The sequence below is a fragment of the Streptomyces sp. NPDC058751 genome, from assembly GCF_042746485.1.
GTDB lineage: Bacteria > Actinomycetota > Actinomycetes > Streptomycetales > Streptomycetaceae > Streptomyces.
In genome coordinates, this window is the sequence record NZ_JBHYPZ010000001.1 from 432,817 (window position 1) to 446,634 (window position 13,818).

Here is a 13,818-nt window from a genome sequence, read left to right on the forward strand (position 1 = left end):
ACCCCTGGGAGTCACACGAACACCCTTGGGGGTCACACGAAGAGGCCCCTGCGAGGCCTGAACCTGGCCGCCACCCTAGAGGCGGCACCGGCCCCGCGTTCCGCGACGCGCCGGGCTCCGGGCGGTCGTGGCGCCCGTCACAGACGGGGCGTCAGCCGGTACGGCACGGGCGTGCGGCCCGGCTCGGCCCGTGCTACACGCTCGCGTTGGCCGCGCCCGCCGTCGCCCCCGCCGCCTTCGCCGCGTCACGCACCGCTCCGGCGACCGCGCCCGCGACCTTGTCGTTGAAGACGCTCGGGATGATGTAGTTCGGGTTGAGCTCGTCCTCGGTCACCACGCTCGCGAGCGCGGCCGCGGCGGCCAGCATCATGTCCGTGTTGACGGTACGCGACTGGGCGTCCAGGAGGCCACGGAAGACGCCCGGGAACACCAGGACGTTGTTGATCTGGTTGGGGAAGTCGGAGCGGCCGGTGGCCACAACTGCCGCCGTCTGGCGGGCGATCGCCGGGTCGACCTCGGGGTCGGGGTTCGCGAGCGCGAACACGATGGCGTCCTTCGCCATCGAGGCCACGTCGGCGCCGTCGATCACGTTCGGGGCGGAGACACCGATGAACACGTCGGCGCCCTGCACCGCCTCCTTCAACGTGCCCGTCAGCCCTTCGAGGTTGGTGTTGTCGGCGATCCAGCGCAGCGGCGAGTCCGCGGCGGCGTCGACGAGGTCGGTGCGGTCCGCGTGCACGACGCCGTGGATGTCGGCGACGACGGCGTTCTTCACGCCCGCGGCGATCAGTAGCTTGAGGATGGCCGTACCGGCCGCTCCGGCGCCGGACATGACGACCCGGATGTCGCCGATCGCCTTGCCCGCGACGCGAAGTGCGTTGGTCAGGGCGGCGAGGACGACGATCGCGGTGCCGTGCTGGTCGTCGTGGAAGACGGGGATGTCGAGGGCCTCGCGCAGCCGGGCCTCGATCTCGAAGCAGCGCGGCGCGGAGATGTCCTCCAGGTTGATGCCCGCGAAGCCGGGGGCGATCGCCTTGACGATCTCGACGATCGCGTCGGTGTCCTGGGTGTCCAGGCACAGCGGCCAGGCGTCGATGCCGGCGAAGCGCTTGAAGAGGGCCGCCTTGCCCTCCATGACGGGCAGCGCGGCCTTCGGGCCGATGTTGCCGAGGCCCAGCACCGCGGAGCCGTCCGTCACGACCGCAACGGAATTGCGCTTGATGGTGAGGCGGCGGGCGTCCTCGGGGTTCTCGGCGATCGCCATGCACACCCGGGCCACGCCCGGGGTGTAGATCATGGAGAGGTCGTCACGGTTGCGGATCGGGTGCTTGGACTGCATCTCGATCTTGCCGCCGAGGTGCATGAGGAACGTACGGTCGGAGACCTTGCCGAGGGTCACGCCCTCGATGTGCCTCAGCTGCTCGACGATCTCGTCGGCGTGCGCGGTGGAGGACGCCGCGATGGTGACGTCGATCCGGAGCTTCTCGTGGCCGGACGCGGTCACGTCGAGGCCGGTCACCGAGCCTCCGCTGGACTCCACGGCCGTCGTGAGCTGGGAGACCGCGGTTCCGCTCGCGGGCACCTCCAGCCGGACCGTCATCGAGTAGGAGACGCTGGGCGCCGTTGCCATGGCCGACTTCCTCTGCTTTCACCGAGACACTGCTTTGTGCCGTCCGATCGTCGCACCTACCCCTGAGTACGCGGTAGTCGCCCCGGATTGCGAACGTTTTGTTCGCCGGGGGTTCGCGTCACCGGAAAACGGATTCCACTCCACGAGAGCGCGATCCGCCCCCCCGCGGGGGTCCGGACGACGGAAGAGGCCCACGTCACAGGTGACGTGGGCCTCTTCGGGTCCTTCGGTGAAGGACGACGTTCAATGACACCGACCCGCCATGCTCGCCTCGCGGCAAGTGGTCGCTCGTAGCGACGAAGGTTGGGCCCGGGGGCTTGGATCGGGCCGGTGCCACGTCAAAGGTAACAAAGGATTCCCGTGGAGCAATTCCCGTCCCGGGAGATCTTTTCGGCCGGGACGGGACGCGGGGCGCACGGGAGCCGGACGGCGGCCCGGCAGGGGCCCGGACGGGGGACGCCCGCCCGTGGGCCGGGCGGGCGACGCGGAGGGCGTCAGTCCCGCAGGAGGTCGGGGACCCCGTCCGCGTCGGGCTCGTCGCGGTCGCTGGAGACGATGGTGAGCTGCTGGGTGGCCCGGGTCAGGGCCACGTACAGGACACGCAGTCCGGCGGGCGACTCGTCGGCGATCTCCGCGGGCGACACGACCACCGTCGCGTCGTACTCCAGGCCCTTGGCCTCCAGGCTCCCCAGGGCCACCACCCGGTCCCCGAGCCCGGCGAGCCAGCGGGCGGCCTCCTCGCGCCGGTTCATGGCGACGACCACGCCGACCGTGCCCTCGACCCGGTCGAGGAGGTGGGCGGCCTCGGCGCGCACGGTCTGCGCGAGGGAGTCCCGTACGACCGCGAACCGGGGCTCGACGCCCGTGGACCGTACGGCCGACGGCGACGGCGAGCCCGGCATGGCGAGCGCGAGGACCTTGGAGGCCAGCTCGGCGATCTCCGCGGGGTTGCGGTAGTTGACGGTGAGGGTGAAGCGGCGCCGGGGGCGGGTGCCGAGCGCCTCGTCACGGGCCTCGGCCGCCTCGTCGGGGTCGGACCACGAGGACTGGGCCGGGTCGCCCACGACCGTCCAGGTGGCGTGGCGGCCGCGCCGGCCGACCATCCGCCACTGCATGGGCGTGAGGTCCTGCGCCTCGTCGACGATGACGTGCGCGTACTCGGTCCGCTCCTGCGCCAGCCGCTCGGCGCGCTCGCGCTGGGTCTCCTCGCGCACCGGCATGAGCTCCTCCAGACCGGTGAGCTGGTCCAGCGGGTCCAGGTCGCGGCGCTTGCGGGGCCTTGCGGGCGTCCCGACGATCGCCTCCAGTTCGTCGAGCATCGCCACGTCGTGCACGGAGAACCCGTCCCGCTTGAGCGAGCGGGCCACCCGGCGGACCTCGCCGGGGTTGAGGATCCGGCGCGCCCAGCGCCCGAGGCGCCGCTCGTCGGCCATCGCGGCCAGCACCCCGCGCGGGGTCAGCTCCGGCCACCAGGCGTCCAGGAACGCCGTGAAGCTGTCCTCGGAGGTGACGTCCTCGTCGAACGAGGACCGCAGTTCGGCGGCCAGTTCCGGGTCCGAGTGCCGGCCCGCCGCCCCGGACTTCGCCCACAGCGCGTCCAGCAGCAGCCTGCGGGCCCGCGGACGCAGCAGGTTGACCGGCGCGGTCCCGCCGAGCGCGTTGTGCTTGATCCGGTCCAGCTCGGCGGACTCCAGCTCCAGCCGGCGCCCGAAGGCGACGACCCGCAGCCGGGTGGGAGTGCCCGCGGGGGCCTGGTCCGGTTCGCCGAGGGTGAGCTGGCCGTCGCCGCCGCCCGCCGGGCCGGCCGGGGTCTCCAGCGCCCCGCGCGCCGCCTTCCGCAGCACCTTCAGCATCCGGTACGAGCCCTTGGCGCGGGCCACGGCCGGGGAGTCGTACAGCGTGGCGGCCACGCCGTCGACGAGGGAGCCGATCGCCCGGATCGCGACCTGCCCCTCCTCGCCGAGCGAGGGCAGCACGCCCTCGGTGTAGGCGACGAGCAGCGGGGTCGGGGAGACGATCAGGATGCCGCCCGCGTACCGGCGTCGGTCCTGGTAGAGGAGGTAGGCGGCCCGGTGCAGGGCGACGGCCGTCTTGCCGGTGCCGGGGCCGCCCTCGACGTAGGTCACGGACGCGGCGGGGGCGCGGATCACCATGTCCTGTTCGGCCTGGATGGAGGCGACGATGTCCCGCATGGTGTGGCTGCGGGCCTGCCCGAGCGCGGCCATGAGCGCGCCGTCGCCGACGACGGGCAGTTCACGGCCGTCGAGGGACGCCTTCACCTGCGGACGCATCAGGTCGTCCTCGACCCCGAGGACCCTGCGGCCCTTGGAGCGGACGACCCGGCGGCGGACGACCCGGCCGGGGTCGACCGGGGTGGAGCGGTAGAACGGGGCCGCGGCCGGCGCCCGCCAGTCGATCACCAGCGGCGCGTACTCGGCGTCCAGGACGCCGATGCGTCCGATGTGGAGCGTCTCCGCGATGTCGGCGGTGTTGTCCTCGCGCACCGCGCCCTCGGCGGGTTCCACCGCGGTGTAGGCGCCGTCGGGCCCCTTCACGCCGTCCTTGCCGCGGAGCAGGTCGATCCGGCCGAAGAGGAAGTCCTCGAACTCGTTGTTGAGACGGTTCAGATGGATTCCCGCGCGGAACACCTGGGCGTCCCGCTCCGCGAGCGCCCCCGGTGTGCCGACGTGACCGCGCTGGGCGGCGTCGTGCATGAGGAACTCGGCCTCGTCGATCTTCTCTTCGAGGCGCCGGTAGACCCGGTCCAGATGTTCCTGTTCGACGGCGATCTCACGCTCCCGTACGGAGTCGTCCTTGACGGATTCGTCCGTTACGGATGCGCGGACCGAGCCGAGCGCGGTTTCCTGCTGAGCCTGAGCGGCCACCGGGCGCCCCCTTCTGACGTGCTGGGCAGCCGTCAACCGTACGCGAAGGGAGGCCCGCCGGGCTACGTGCGTGCCCGGAGTCCGCTCACGCCTTCACCTCGACGAGGCGCTTCCCCGAGAAGGTCATGACCTCGAAGTGGTCGATCTCGTTCGGCTCGAAGGCCGCGCCGCCGTGGACGTAGAGGGGCTGCTTGGCCTCCTCGGTCTTGGCGTTGGGCGTGCCGTAACCCCACTCGGGGACCGACCAGGACGTGACCGTCTCGCGCTGGCCGTTCTTGCCGACGGCGATCAGGGAGCACTTCTCGGGACCGCTGACGTTCTTGAGCTGGAGGACCGCGTGGGTGCCCCAGTCCTTCGGCTCGACCGCGACGACGGCGTTGACCTTGGTCTTCGGGTCCGTGGCCGACGCCTTGTCGTTCATGACCTGGAAGGCGGCCTTGGCCGGGCTGGTCTCGTGCGCCTGCGGCGGGTTCGCGCCGCTGTCACTGCCGCCGTTGACCGCCAGGACGGTCAGCGGGCCGCCGATGATCAGCGCGGCCGCGGCCGCCACCAGGTACATGCCGCGCCGGCGCTTCTGGGCGCGGCGCGCCGAGACCTCGTCCACCAGCCGCTCCGCGAGCCGCGGGCTCGGGCGGGCCGAGAGGGACTCCGCGATGGCCGGGCTGCCCTGCGAGGCGGGCAGGTCGGCGAGTGCCGCGAGCATCGGTTCCATGCCGGCGAGCTCGTCGAGCTGCTGGGCGCACCACTCGCAGGAGGCGAGGTGCTCCTCGAAGGCCGTCGCCTCGCTGTCGTCGAGGATGCCGAGCGCGTAGGCGCCGACAGTCTCGTGAACGTTGTCCCCGGATCCTTGCTGCCCTCGCGGACCTTGCATGGCTCCCGGACCACCTGTTCCGTAACCCCCGTACGTGTTCATGCCGTCACCCCCCGTTCCTCAAGCGCCAGCTTCATCGACCGCAGGGCGTAGAACACCCGTGAGCGCACGGTTCCGCTGGGTATGCCGAGCGTTTCGGCCGCCTCATTGACGGTACGCCCTTTGAAGTAAGTTTCGACCAGTACTTCCCTGTGAGCAGGGGTCAGGTCGTCCAGCGCGTCCGACAGTGTCATCAGCCACAACGCCTTGTCGATCTCGTCCTCCGCGGGGATGACCTCCAGCGGCGACGGGTCGACCTCCTGCGGCCGGGCCTGCCGGCTGCGGTGGCCGTCGATGACGATGCGCCGGGCGACCGTCACCAGCCAGGGGCGTACCGAACCGGTCGCTCGATTGAGCTGGCCGGCGTTCTTCCAGGCACGGATGAGGGTTTCCTGCACGACGTCCTCGGCACGCTGCCGGTCTCCGGCGACCAGTCGCAGCACGTAGGCCAGCAGGGGCCCCGCGTGTTCCCGGTACAGCGCACGCATCAGCTCCTCGTCGGGTTCGGTCGACGAGGACTGCTGAGACATGCGATGTCGGGCTCTTGGCCTGTGTTCATCAGCCACGGCTGAATCCTTGCGCACGCCTACCTCCGGTGTCCGGGGGTTCCCCCAGTCGGTCGCTCAACACCGGGTACGTGTGCTGGTACTCGGGTGTTCAAAGTGTTCAGGATTTTTTCTGGTGAAGATGTGTAGACAGCGAAAAGAATGGATACCGATCACCTCACGTCACTGGAACATCACGGACGGGTGTGATCAGGCGCGTGACAGGGCCGCCCGTCGTCGGTGGCGGGCCACCCTCTCCCGATTGCCGCACACCTCGCTGGAGCACCAACGGCGGCGCCGGCCGCGCGAGGTGTCGAGGTAGACGATCGGGCAGTTGTCACCCGCACACTCTCTCAGACTCGCACGGGCGCTCGGATCGGTGAGCAGGTCCAGTGCGTCCCGGGCCACCACGGACAGGAGTTCACCGCAGTACGGCGGGGTGCGCAGCCTCCGGCACAGCGATCCGTCGTCGGCGCGGACGGCCCAGGGCGCGGGCGGAGCGGCGAGGGCGGCGGCGTTGACACGGGCGAGCGCGCCGTCCGCGGGCCGTCCGTCCAGTTCCCCTCGTACCAACTGGGTGATATGTCCGCGCAGTTCCCGGAAGCCGAGCAGCCAGGAGGCGTCCACGGCCGGCGCGGTGCCCACGGGCACCAGCCCCGAGGCGACGACCCAGGCGCCCAACCGGGCGGCCGAGTCGAGGCGTTCCTCGGGGTGGGTGGTCGCCGTCAGGTCCAGGCAGATCCGCCCGGAGTCGAACCGCAGCTCGTACGAGGCTGTGGCCATGCCCGATGCCATGCGCCTGTCACCGCCTTGGGGTCACCCGCCGCTGTCCCTCCTACAGTGCACGCCCCGGCGCCCCGCCGGAAGACTCGGCACCGGTCCCGTACCGGACACCTGCCGGACGCCTGTCCGACGCGCGGCCGGGCGCGCCGTGGACGCCCGCGCATGTGCCCGCGACCCTCGGCCATGTCACCCGCTCCGGGCCGCCGGTTGACTGGGGGACATGACGGACGACAGCACGAAGCGGCGTGACGCCGCCTCCTGGGTACTGGGCGCGGCCACGGTCGCCACCGGCCTGATCGCCGGGACCTTCTACGTCTTCGCCTGCGCCGTGATGCCGGCGCTGGCACGCAGCGACGACCGCGTCTTCATCGAGGTCATGCGGAACATCGACGAGGTGATCCAGAACCCCGTCTTCCTCCTGTGCTTCCTGGGCGCGCCGTTGCTGACCGCGGTCGCCGCCCGGTGGTCGCGCGGCGGGCCGGAGCGGTGGTGGGTGCTGGCCGCGCTCGCCGCGCACGCGCTCGCGTTCACGGTCACCGCGGTCTTCAACGTCCCGCTCAACAACGGTCTCGCGGACGCGGGCGCCCCCGCGCGGATCGCCGACCCGGCCGCGGTGCGCGACCGGTTCGAGGACGCCTGGGTGGCCTGGAACGTCGTACGGACACTGCTGTCGACGCTCGCGCTGGCCTGCCTCGCCGGTGCCCTGCTGCGGCACCGGCGGCCTCAGGCGTCGGCGTACTTGGCGTCCGCGGCCGGGTCCAGCGCCAGGCGGTAGCCCCGCTTGACGACCGTCTGGATCAGCCTGGGCGCGCCGAGTGCCGTACGCAGCCGGGCCATCGCGGTCTCCACGGCGTGCTCGTCGCGGCCGGATCCCGGCAGCGCGCGCAGCAGTTCGGCACGTGCCACCACCCAGCCGGGCCGCCGCGCGAGGGCCCGCAGCAGTGACATCCCGGCCGGCGGGACGGGCCGCAGCGTTCCGTCCACCAGCACCGCGTGACCCCGGATCTCCACCTGGTGCCCGGCGACGGGCAACGCCCGCGCCCGGCCGGGCAGTTCCTTGCAGAGCAGCTGTACGAGGGGGCCGAGCCTGAACCGTTCGGGCTGGACGGTGTCGATGCCGAGCGCCTGCAGCGGCAGGGCGGTGACCGGGCCGACGCAGGCGGACAGGAGGTCGTGGCGCAGCGCGGCGAGGAACTCCTCGTGCACACCCCGCTCCTCGGCCCTGGACAGCAGGGAGGCCGCGGCGGGGGCGCTGGTGAAGGTGAGCGCGTCCAGGCCGCGGGTGAGGGCCGCGTCGAGCAGCCGGTCGACGGGGCCGATGTCCTCCGGCGGCATCCACCGGTACACGGGGACGAGGACGACCTCGGCCCCGGCGGCCCGCAGCGACTCGACGAAACCGGGCAGCGGTTCCCCGTGCAGCTGCACGGCGATGCGGCGGCCGTCCACGCCCTCCTCCAGCAGCCGGTCGAGCACCTCGGCCATCGACTCGGAGGACGGCGACCACTCCTCCGTCAGCCCCTGGGCCCGGACCGCACCCTTGACCTTGGGCCCGCGGGCGAGCAGTTCCACGCTCCGCAGCCGCGCGAGCAGTTCCTCGCCCAGGCCCCAGCCGTCGGCGGCCTCGACCCAGCCGCGGAATCCGATGGCGGTGGTGGCCACCACCACGTCCGGGGCGTTGTCGATCAACTCCTTGGTCGCGTTGAGGAGTTCACCGTCGTCGGCGAGGGGCACGATCCGCAGGGCCGGCGCGTGCACGACGGTGGCCCCGCGCCGCTGGAGCAGTGCGATCAGTTCGTCGGCCCGCCGCGCGGCGGTCACCCCCACGGTGAACCCGGAGAGAGGCCCGTGCTCGGGTCGCTGCTGTTCGTCGTACATGGGTTCTCGTCTCGCGCTCGTCGAGTCGTCGTACGGGTCTGTGCTGTCGTACGTCGTGGCTGATCCGAGCCTGTCAATGGAGCGTGACAGGCTCGGATCAAGGTGATGTCGGGCGTGTTACGTCACACCTCGACGTAGCTGAGCTGGGGCTTCGCTTCTGCGGTGGCGCTCGCCCCGGTGTCGGCGGCCGGGCGGCGAAGGTATACGGCCCAGGTGACCGCGAAGGCGGCCGCGTAGAAGACGAGGAAGGTGACGAAGGCGCCGGTCCCGGAGCCGGACTCCAGGAACGACTGCCGGAAGGCGAGGTTGATGCCGACGCCGCCGAGCGCGCCCACCGCGCCGATGAGTCCCATCGCGGCACCGGACAGGCGCCGTCCGTGGCGGGCCGCCTCCTCCCCTTCGAGCCCCGCCTCCAGGGCCTTGCGCTGGAAGATGCCGGGGATCATCTTGTACGTCGACCCGTTGCCGAGGCCGCTGAGCACGAACAGCACCACGAAGACCGAGACGAACAGGGACAGCGACTTCTCACTGCTGGCGAACACCAGGACCCCGGTCGCGGCGGCCATGGCGACGAAGTTCCACAGGGTGATCCTGGCGCCGCCGTAGCGGTCGGCGAGCCAGCCGCCGACGGGCCGGATCAGCGAGCCGAGCAGCGGGCCGATGAAGGTGAGGTAGGCGGCCTGGAGCGGCGTGCGCCCGAACTCGACCTGGAGCACCTGCCCGAAGGCGAAGGCGTAGCCGATGAACGAGCCGAAGGTCCCGATGTAGAGGAACGCCATGATCCAGGTGTGCGCGTCCTTCGCGGCGTCCAGGGCCGCGCCGGTGTCGTTCTTCACGGTGGTGAGGTTGTCCATGAAGAGGCCGGCGAGGACGGCGGCCACGACGACGAGCGGGATGTAGATACCGAGGAGCACCCGGGGCCCGCCGGTCGCCCCGATGACGGCGAGCGCCACGAGCTGGATGACGGGGACGCCGATGTTGCCGCCGCCGGCGTTGAGGCCGAGCGCCCACCCCTTCTTCCGCAGCGGGAAGAAGGCGTTGATGTTGGTCATGCTGGAGGCGAAGTTGCCGCCGCCGACGCCGGCCAGCAGACCCACCACGAGGAACGTGTTGAACGAGGTGCCGGGCTCCATCACCACGAACGCGGCGACGGTCGGCACGAGCAGGAGCGCCGCGGAGACGATGGTCCAGTTCCGGCCGCCGAAGATCGCGACGGCGAAGGTGTAGGGCACCCGCACCACCGCGCCGACCAGCGTCACCATCGAGGTGAGCAGGAACTTGTCGGCCGGGGTGAGCCCGTACTCCGGTCCCATGAACAGGACCAGCACCGACCACATGGTCCAGACGGAGAACCCGATGTGCTCGGACAGCACGGAGAAGAACAGATTGCGCCGGGCGACCTTCTCACCCTTCTCCGCCCAGAAGACCTCGTCCTCCGGATCCCACTCCTCGATCCAGCGACCGCCCCGCGCGGGGGCCGTACTCGTGGCTGGGGCAGTCATCTCACGCCTCCATTGGTTCTCCGGGCTTACCGACCTGCTGTTTCCCGAAGGTAGGGAGGTCGCGTTTCCGCCCTGTGGCTGTGAGTGACCTGAAGGGAACGTTGCTCTCACCCGGCCGGGGACCTGACGGTGAGGACGGGGGTGGGGGGTGGGGCCGGGGCGGGTTCCGGGAGGGGCGGGCGGCAAGGCCGCGGGCCTCACCGGACACGGTCGCCGTCGTGGACCTCCCTCCGCGGCGCCCACTATCGTCGATCGCACCTCGATGAACGGGAGCCTTCATGTCCGCTGGATCCGGGCCCGGACGGCCTGAGGCGAGGAACCCGCGGCGCTCGAAGGCTCACGGTGCCGCGTTCGCCGCGGGAGTCATCGGCGTCCTGGCCACCATGACCCTCGGAGCCTTCGCGGGCGTTTCCCTCGCGACCGGCCTCGCGGACGATTCCGTCCTCTCGGACGCCGTACCGGCGGAGGGTCGCGGCAGCCTGGTGATCGGCGGCATCGGCGTGGGCGGCCTGACCGGGCTGCTCGTCCCCCTGATCCTCGCGGGTCTCGTGAAGGGGACCGAGAAGAGGCCCCGGCTCCGTCCGGCCGAGGCTTTCACCAAGGTTCTGGCCCTTCTCGCCTTCGACGTGTATCTGCTGGCCGTCTCGGTGGTCGTGGCCCAATCGGGGAGGATCCTCCCGGAGGGCTTGACCGTACTCCTGAGTGTCTTCGCCATCGGATTCAGCTGGATGCCCTTGGCCCTGATCCCGTGGGAGAGGTTCGGGCTCACCGTCACAGGTGTGCGGCTCGGCCCAGGCGTCAGGCCGGACTCACACGAGCCTGATTGATTCGGCCAGGGCGTCGGCCACCGTCGCCAGCTCATCACCGAGGCCGAGGGAGGACCAGAGCAACCGGGCCTCCAGCACCACCGGGTACAGGCGGGGCAGGACGTAGTGGGCGACGCCTTCGATCACTTCCCCGCCGGAGGATTCAGGCGCGGTCGGCTCCATACGATGGACCCGTACCGCGGATCCCACCGGGAGGTCCACCTCCGAGACCGACGGGCTCCCGAAGAAGGGTCCTTCGGCCAGCCCGGCCTCGCGGTGAAGGGATTCCAGGCTCATCAGCTCCGGGGAGACCGGCACTTCTCTCACCGTGTAGCTCGCCAGAACGGGGCCGCCCACGGGAGCCAACAGCGCCGCGCAGATCGCTCGCTGCCGAATCGCGGCACCCCGGTACCACAGCACGTCCTCGACGAGGGCGTCACGTCGGTCCGCGGAGGCATCTGCGCCGGCGTGGTCCTCCACGACCGTACGGGCCCAGAGCCGCGGCCGGTCTGCGGCAAGGTCAAGGACCAACCAGCTTTCGGGAGCCGGAAGTTCGATCCTGCACTCACTCCAGCCGTGCCGAGGGGCCTCCGCACCGAGCGCCATGGAAGTCACCTTCCGGCCAGAGAGGCGTCGGGGCCCGTGACGTCGATCTCCGGTTCGCCCTCGAAGATGCCCTGGAAGCTGTACGAGTCGGAACTCGCTCCGGTGCCGGTGGCGGCAAGCGCCCAGGTGTTGTAGCGCATCGCCTGCCTGAACGCGTCAGGAGTTCCGATGAAGTCGAGATCGGCCGAGCTGACGTTCCTCATACGGCCGAGCTCGTCCACCATGCCTGGCCCGACGTACATACTGGCCAGCCCGCGGACCCCACCGACGTTCCAGGCGTTCCGGACCGCCGAGACGTTGTCACTCACGTTGAAGAGGTCCCGCCAGTTGCCCCGGATCGTGCCGAGGTCGTCCGCCAGGGAACCCGGCAGCCCCTTGAAGGCGGCCCCGAGGCTGACGTCCGGTCGCGCCGGGCGGGAGACGGCACCGGCACGCGCGCCCACCATCTCCTGGACGAGGGTCCGGCGTGCCGCCGAACCGAGCCCCGGATTCCAGCCGCGCACGTACTGCGTCGCGGCTGTCCAGACCTTGCTGCGTCCGACCGTGGCCGCGAGCTTCGCTCCCGACGAGAAGACCCGCCCGATGCCGAATGTCGCCAGCCCCAGAACGTCCAGAGCCACGTCCTGCCACGATCCGTCGCCGTTGATCAGGAGGAGCGCATGGCAGATGAGCGACAGGACCGTCATGAGGAGCGCGATCGTGCCGAGGACACCGGCGATCGCCTGTCCGATGACGGGGATCCATCCGACCAGGAGCGATATCACTCCGCACACGGCAGCGACGGCCCCGGCGACTTTGCTGATCAAGTCCAGCGAGTCACGCAGGTCGTCCAGCCAGCTGTCGTTGAGACCGTCGCCCTCCGCCACGTCGTGGATGCGTCTCGCTGCGGTGTCGCCCGCGCTCTTGTGACGAGACTTCAAAGCCGCCAACTTGCCGCGCAGCCCGTCCAGACCGTCCCGCAGGTCGGTCACCTTCTTGTCGAGCTCGCCCTGACTGTCGTCGTCCGCTCCTTCGGGCGGGCTGTCCGCCCGGGACCTCGCGGCCGCCAGGTCCGCGGCCTGCGTCTCGGCCTTCCCGAGGAGGCTGTCCGCCTCCTTCTGGATCGTCTCGAGATCGGTGCAGTACTCCTTGAGCGCAGCCCCGGCCTCTTCGTAACGGCCGTGTGCCCTGCTCACCGTCCTGGCGGTCTCGTCCGCCTTGTCGGCGAACTCCCGTCCCGCCTTCGAATCCCAGCTCTTCTGGTCTCCGACCCGACGCAGCGCGGCCGCGGTGTCGGAGATCGTCTTGGCCGTAGCCGTGAACCGCCGTGCCAGCGCCTTGAGATCGTGCACATCTCCGGGAACGGGGTCACCGCTCTCGTCCAGCACCTCCCAGCGGTGATCGGCCGGACGGCTCACGTCTTCGGCTTCCTTCCGACCAGAGCGCCGTAGAGCGCGTTGTCGAGTTCGACGTACGCCTTGGACGCTTCCTTGGCGACGGTTCCGAGCGCCTCGATGTCCTTGATCATCTTCTCGCGGTTGTCGTCCCAGTCGTCGGAGAAGTCCTGGAGCCTCTCGTGCAGCAGCCTGTGCCCGACTGCCCGCCGGTCGTAGGACTCCATGAGCCTGTCGAGCCCCTCGAACTCCGTCGCCACCGTTCTCAGTCCGGTTCCGACCACGCGCAAGTCGTCGGTGGAGACTCTGAGACGTTCACTCATGCGGGCCCTCTTCCCCACCGGTGGTCCGTGTCCGCCAGCGCAACGTGCCCGCGATCGCGTCGAACAGCTCGACCATCGCGTCCGCGATCGGCTCCATCGGAGTGCTGAACGTGAGCATCAAGGTCTCGTCGTTCCGAGGCGCGGGAACAAAATACTCGACGATCGTGTCGTCGAATTCCGATCCCAATTTCCGCGACTCGCGCGTTCGTTCGGTACGACGGCGCCGAGCGGCCCTTCCTACCGCCGGCAGGGTCACAGGCGCCACTTCCCCCTGTCCGGCAAGTGCGGCAATGGCATCAAGGCTGTCGAACCGTCGGTGAACACGGGAAACAAGAAGGGAGGCGGACAACGGGATACCGGCCGCCTCCAGGAAAGACAGGTAAAGCACCACGCCGCCCTGGTCGAAACCCGCGAGAGCAGCGCCCTTCAGCTGTTCCTCGGCCTGTCGACGCAGAACGGGCTGGTCGTCGACACCTGCGAACCGGCGCCGGATCAGTGCGCCCACGGATGCCTCGCGCTGCTCCCGCGACCGGAGCGGGATGCGGTACCAGTCCTCGGGCGTGATCAAGCCGAACACGGT

13 protein-coding genes are annotated in these 13,818 nt (G+C 70.6%); 2 read left to right on the forward strand and 11 right to left on the reverse strand.

The features are described from left to right. Positions 1 to 193 precede the first annotated feature (193 nt). The 5 genes from ACFW6B_RS01875 to ACFW6B_RS01895 form a co-directional block, all read right to left on the reverse strand. Positions 194 to 1,630 carry an NAD-dependent malic enzyme gene (locus ACFW6B_RS01875; protein ID WP_386591312.1) on the reverse strand — a complete coding sequence of 479 codons (1,437 nt, stop codon included), beginning with the start codon at positions 1,628 to 1,630 and terminating at the stop codon, positions 194 to 196. A gap of 494 nt (positions 1,631 to 2,124) precedes the next feature. Continuing rightward, positions 2,125 to 4,515: a HelD family protein gene (locus tag ACFW6B_RS01880; protein ID WP_386591313.1), complete on the reverse strand. Its 2,391-nt coding sequence runs from the start codon at positions 4,513 to 4,515 to the stop codon at positions 2,125 to 2,127. A gap of 85 nt (positions 4,516 to 4,600) precedes the next feature. Next, positions 4,601 to 5,386 (reverse strand): anti-sigma factor family protein, encoded by a 786-nt coding sequence (locus ACFW6B_RS01885; protein ID WP_386591314.1) that lies wholly within the window; start codon positions 5,384 to 5,386, stop codon positions 4,601 to 4,603. A gap of 38 nt (positions 5,387 to 5,424) precedes the next feature. Next, entirely contained in the window at positions 5,425 to 5,955 is a 531-nt protein-coding gene (locus ACFW6B_RS01890; RefSeq protein WP_037619265.1) for a sigma-70 family RNA polymerase sigma factor, read from the reverse strand. A gap of 225 nt (positions 5,956 to 6,180) precedes the next feature. After that, positions 6,181 to 6,765, reverse strand: a complete 585-nt coding sequence (locus ACFW6B_RS01895; RefSeq protein WP_386591315.1) for a CGNR zinc finger domain-containing protein — start codon at positions 6,763 to 6,765, stop codon at positions 6,181 to 6,183. A gap of 208 nt (positions 6,766 to 6,973) precedes the next feature. On the opposite strand from ACFW6B_RS01895, the gene ACFW6B_RS01900 reads away from it, so the two are divergent. After that, positions 6,974 to 7,528 (forward strand): DUF1772 domain-containing protein, encoded by a 555-nt coding sequence (locus ACFW6B_RS01900; RefSeq protein ID WP_386591316.1) that lies wholly within the window; start codon positions 6,974 to 6,976, stop codon positions 7,526 to 7,528. Here the strand turns inward: ACFW6B_RS01900 and ACFW6B_RS01905 are convergent. Together ACFW6B_RS01905 and ACFW6B_RS01910 are read right to left on the reverse strand one after the other, a co-directional pair. Further along, on the reverse strand, positions 7,477 to 8,628 hold the full coding sequence (locus tag ACFW6B_RS01905; protein WP_386591317.1) for a uroporphyrinogen-III synthase: 1,152 nt from the start codon (positions 8,626 to 8,628) through the stop codon (positions 7,477 to 7,479). The genes ACFW6B_RS01900 and ACFW6B_RS01905 overlap by 52 nt on opposite strands. Positions 8,629 to 8,750: 122 nt before the next feature. Continuing rightward, on the reverse strand, positions 8,751 to 10,130 hold the full coding sequence (locus ACFW6B_RS01910) for a nitrate/nitrite transporter (RefSeq protein WP_386591318.1): 1,380 nt from the start codon (positions 10,128 to 10,130) through the stop codon (positions 8,751 to 8,753). A gap of 278 nt (positions 10,131 to 10,408) precedes the next feature. Between ACFW6B_RS01910 and ACFW6B_RS01915 the strand changes: the two genes are divergently transcribed. After that, positions 10,409 to 10,957: a hypothetical protein gene (locus ACFW6B_RS01915; protein WP_386591319.1), complete on the forward strand. Its 549-nt coding sequence runs from the start codon at positions 10,409 to 10,411 to the stop codon at positions 10,955 to 10,957. Here the strand turns inward: ACFW6B_RS01915 and ACFW6B_RS01920 are convergent. The 4 genes from ACFW6B_RS01920 to ACFW6B_RS01935 form a co-directional block, all read right to left on the reverse strand. Continuing rightward, complete coding sequence (locus ACFW6B_RS01920) at positions 10,940 to 11,416, reverse strand: hypothetical protein (RefSeq protein ID WP_386591320.1); 477 nt, start codon at positions 11,414 to 11,416, stop codon at positions 10,940 to 10,942. The genes ACFW6B_RS01915 and ACFW6B_RS01920 overlap by 18 nt on opposite strands. A 131-nt stretch (positions 11,417 to 11,547) precedes the next feature. Continuing rightward, complete coding sequence (locus ACFW6B_RS01925; protein ID WP_386591321.1) at positions 11,548 to 12,939, reverse strand: hypothetical protein; 1,392 nt, start codon at positions 12,937 to 12,939, stop codon at positions 11,548 to 11,550. Next, the gene (locus tag ACFW6B_RS01930) at positions 12,936 to 13,238 is read right to left on the reverse strand and encodes a hypothetical protein (RefSeq protein ID WP_386591322.1); all 303 of its coding nucleotides are present in this window, start codon (positions 13,236 to 13,238) and stop codon (positions 12,936 to 12,938) included. The genes ACFW6B_RS01925 and ACFW6B_RS01930 overlap by 4 nt, the downstream gene beginning before the upstream one ends. Further along, positions 13,231 to 13,806, reverse strand: a complete 576-nt coding sequence (locus ACFW6B_RS01935) for a hypothetical protein (protein ID WP_386591323.1) — start codon at positions 13,804 to 13,806, stop codon at positions 13,231 to 13,233. Before ACFW6B_RS01935 ends, ACFW6B_RS01930 begins: the two co-directional genes overlap by 8 nt. Positions 13,807 to 13,818: the final 12 nt, after the last annotated feature.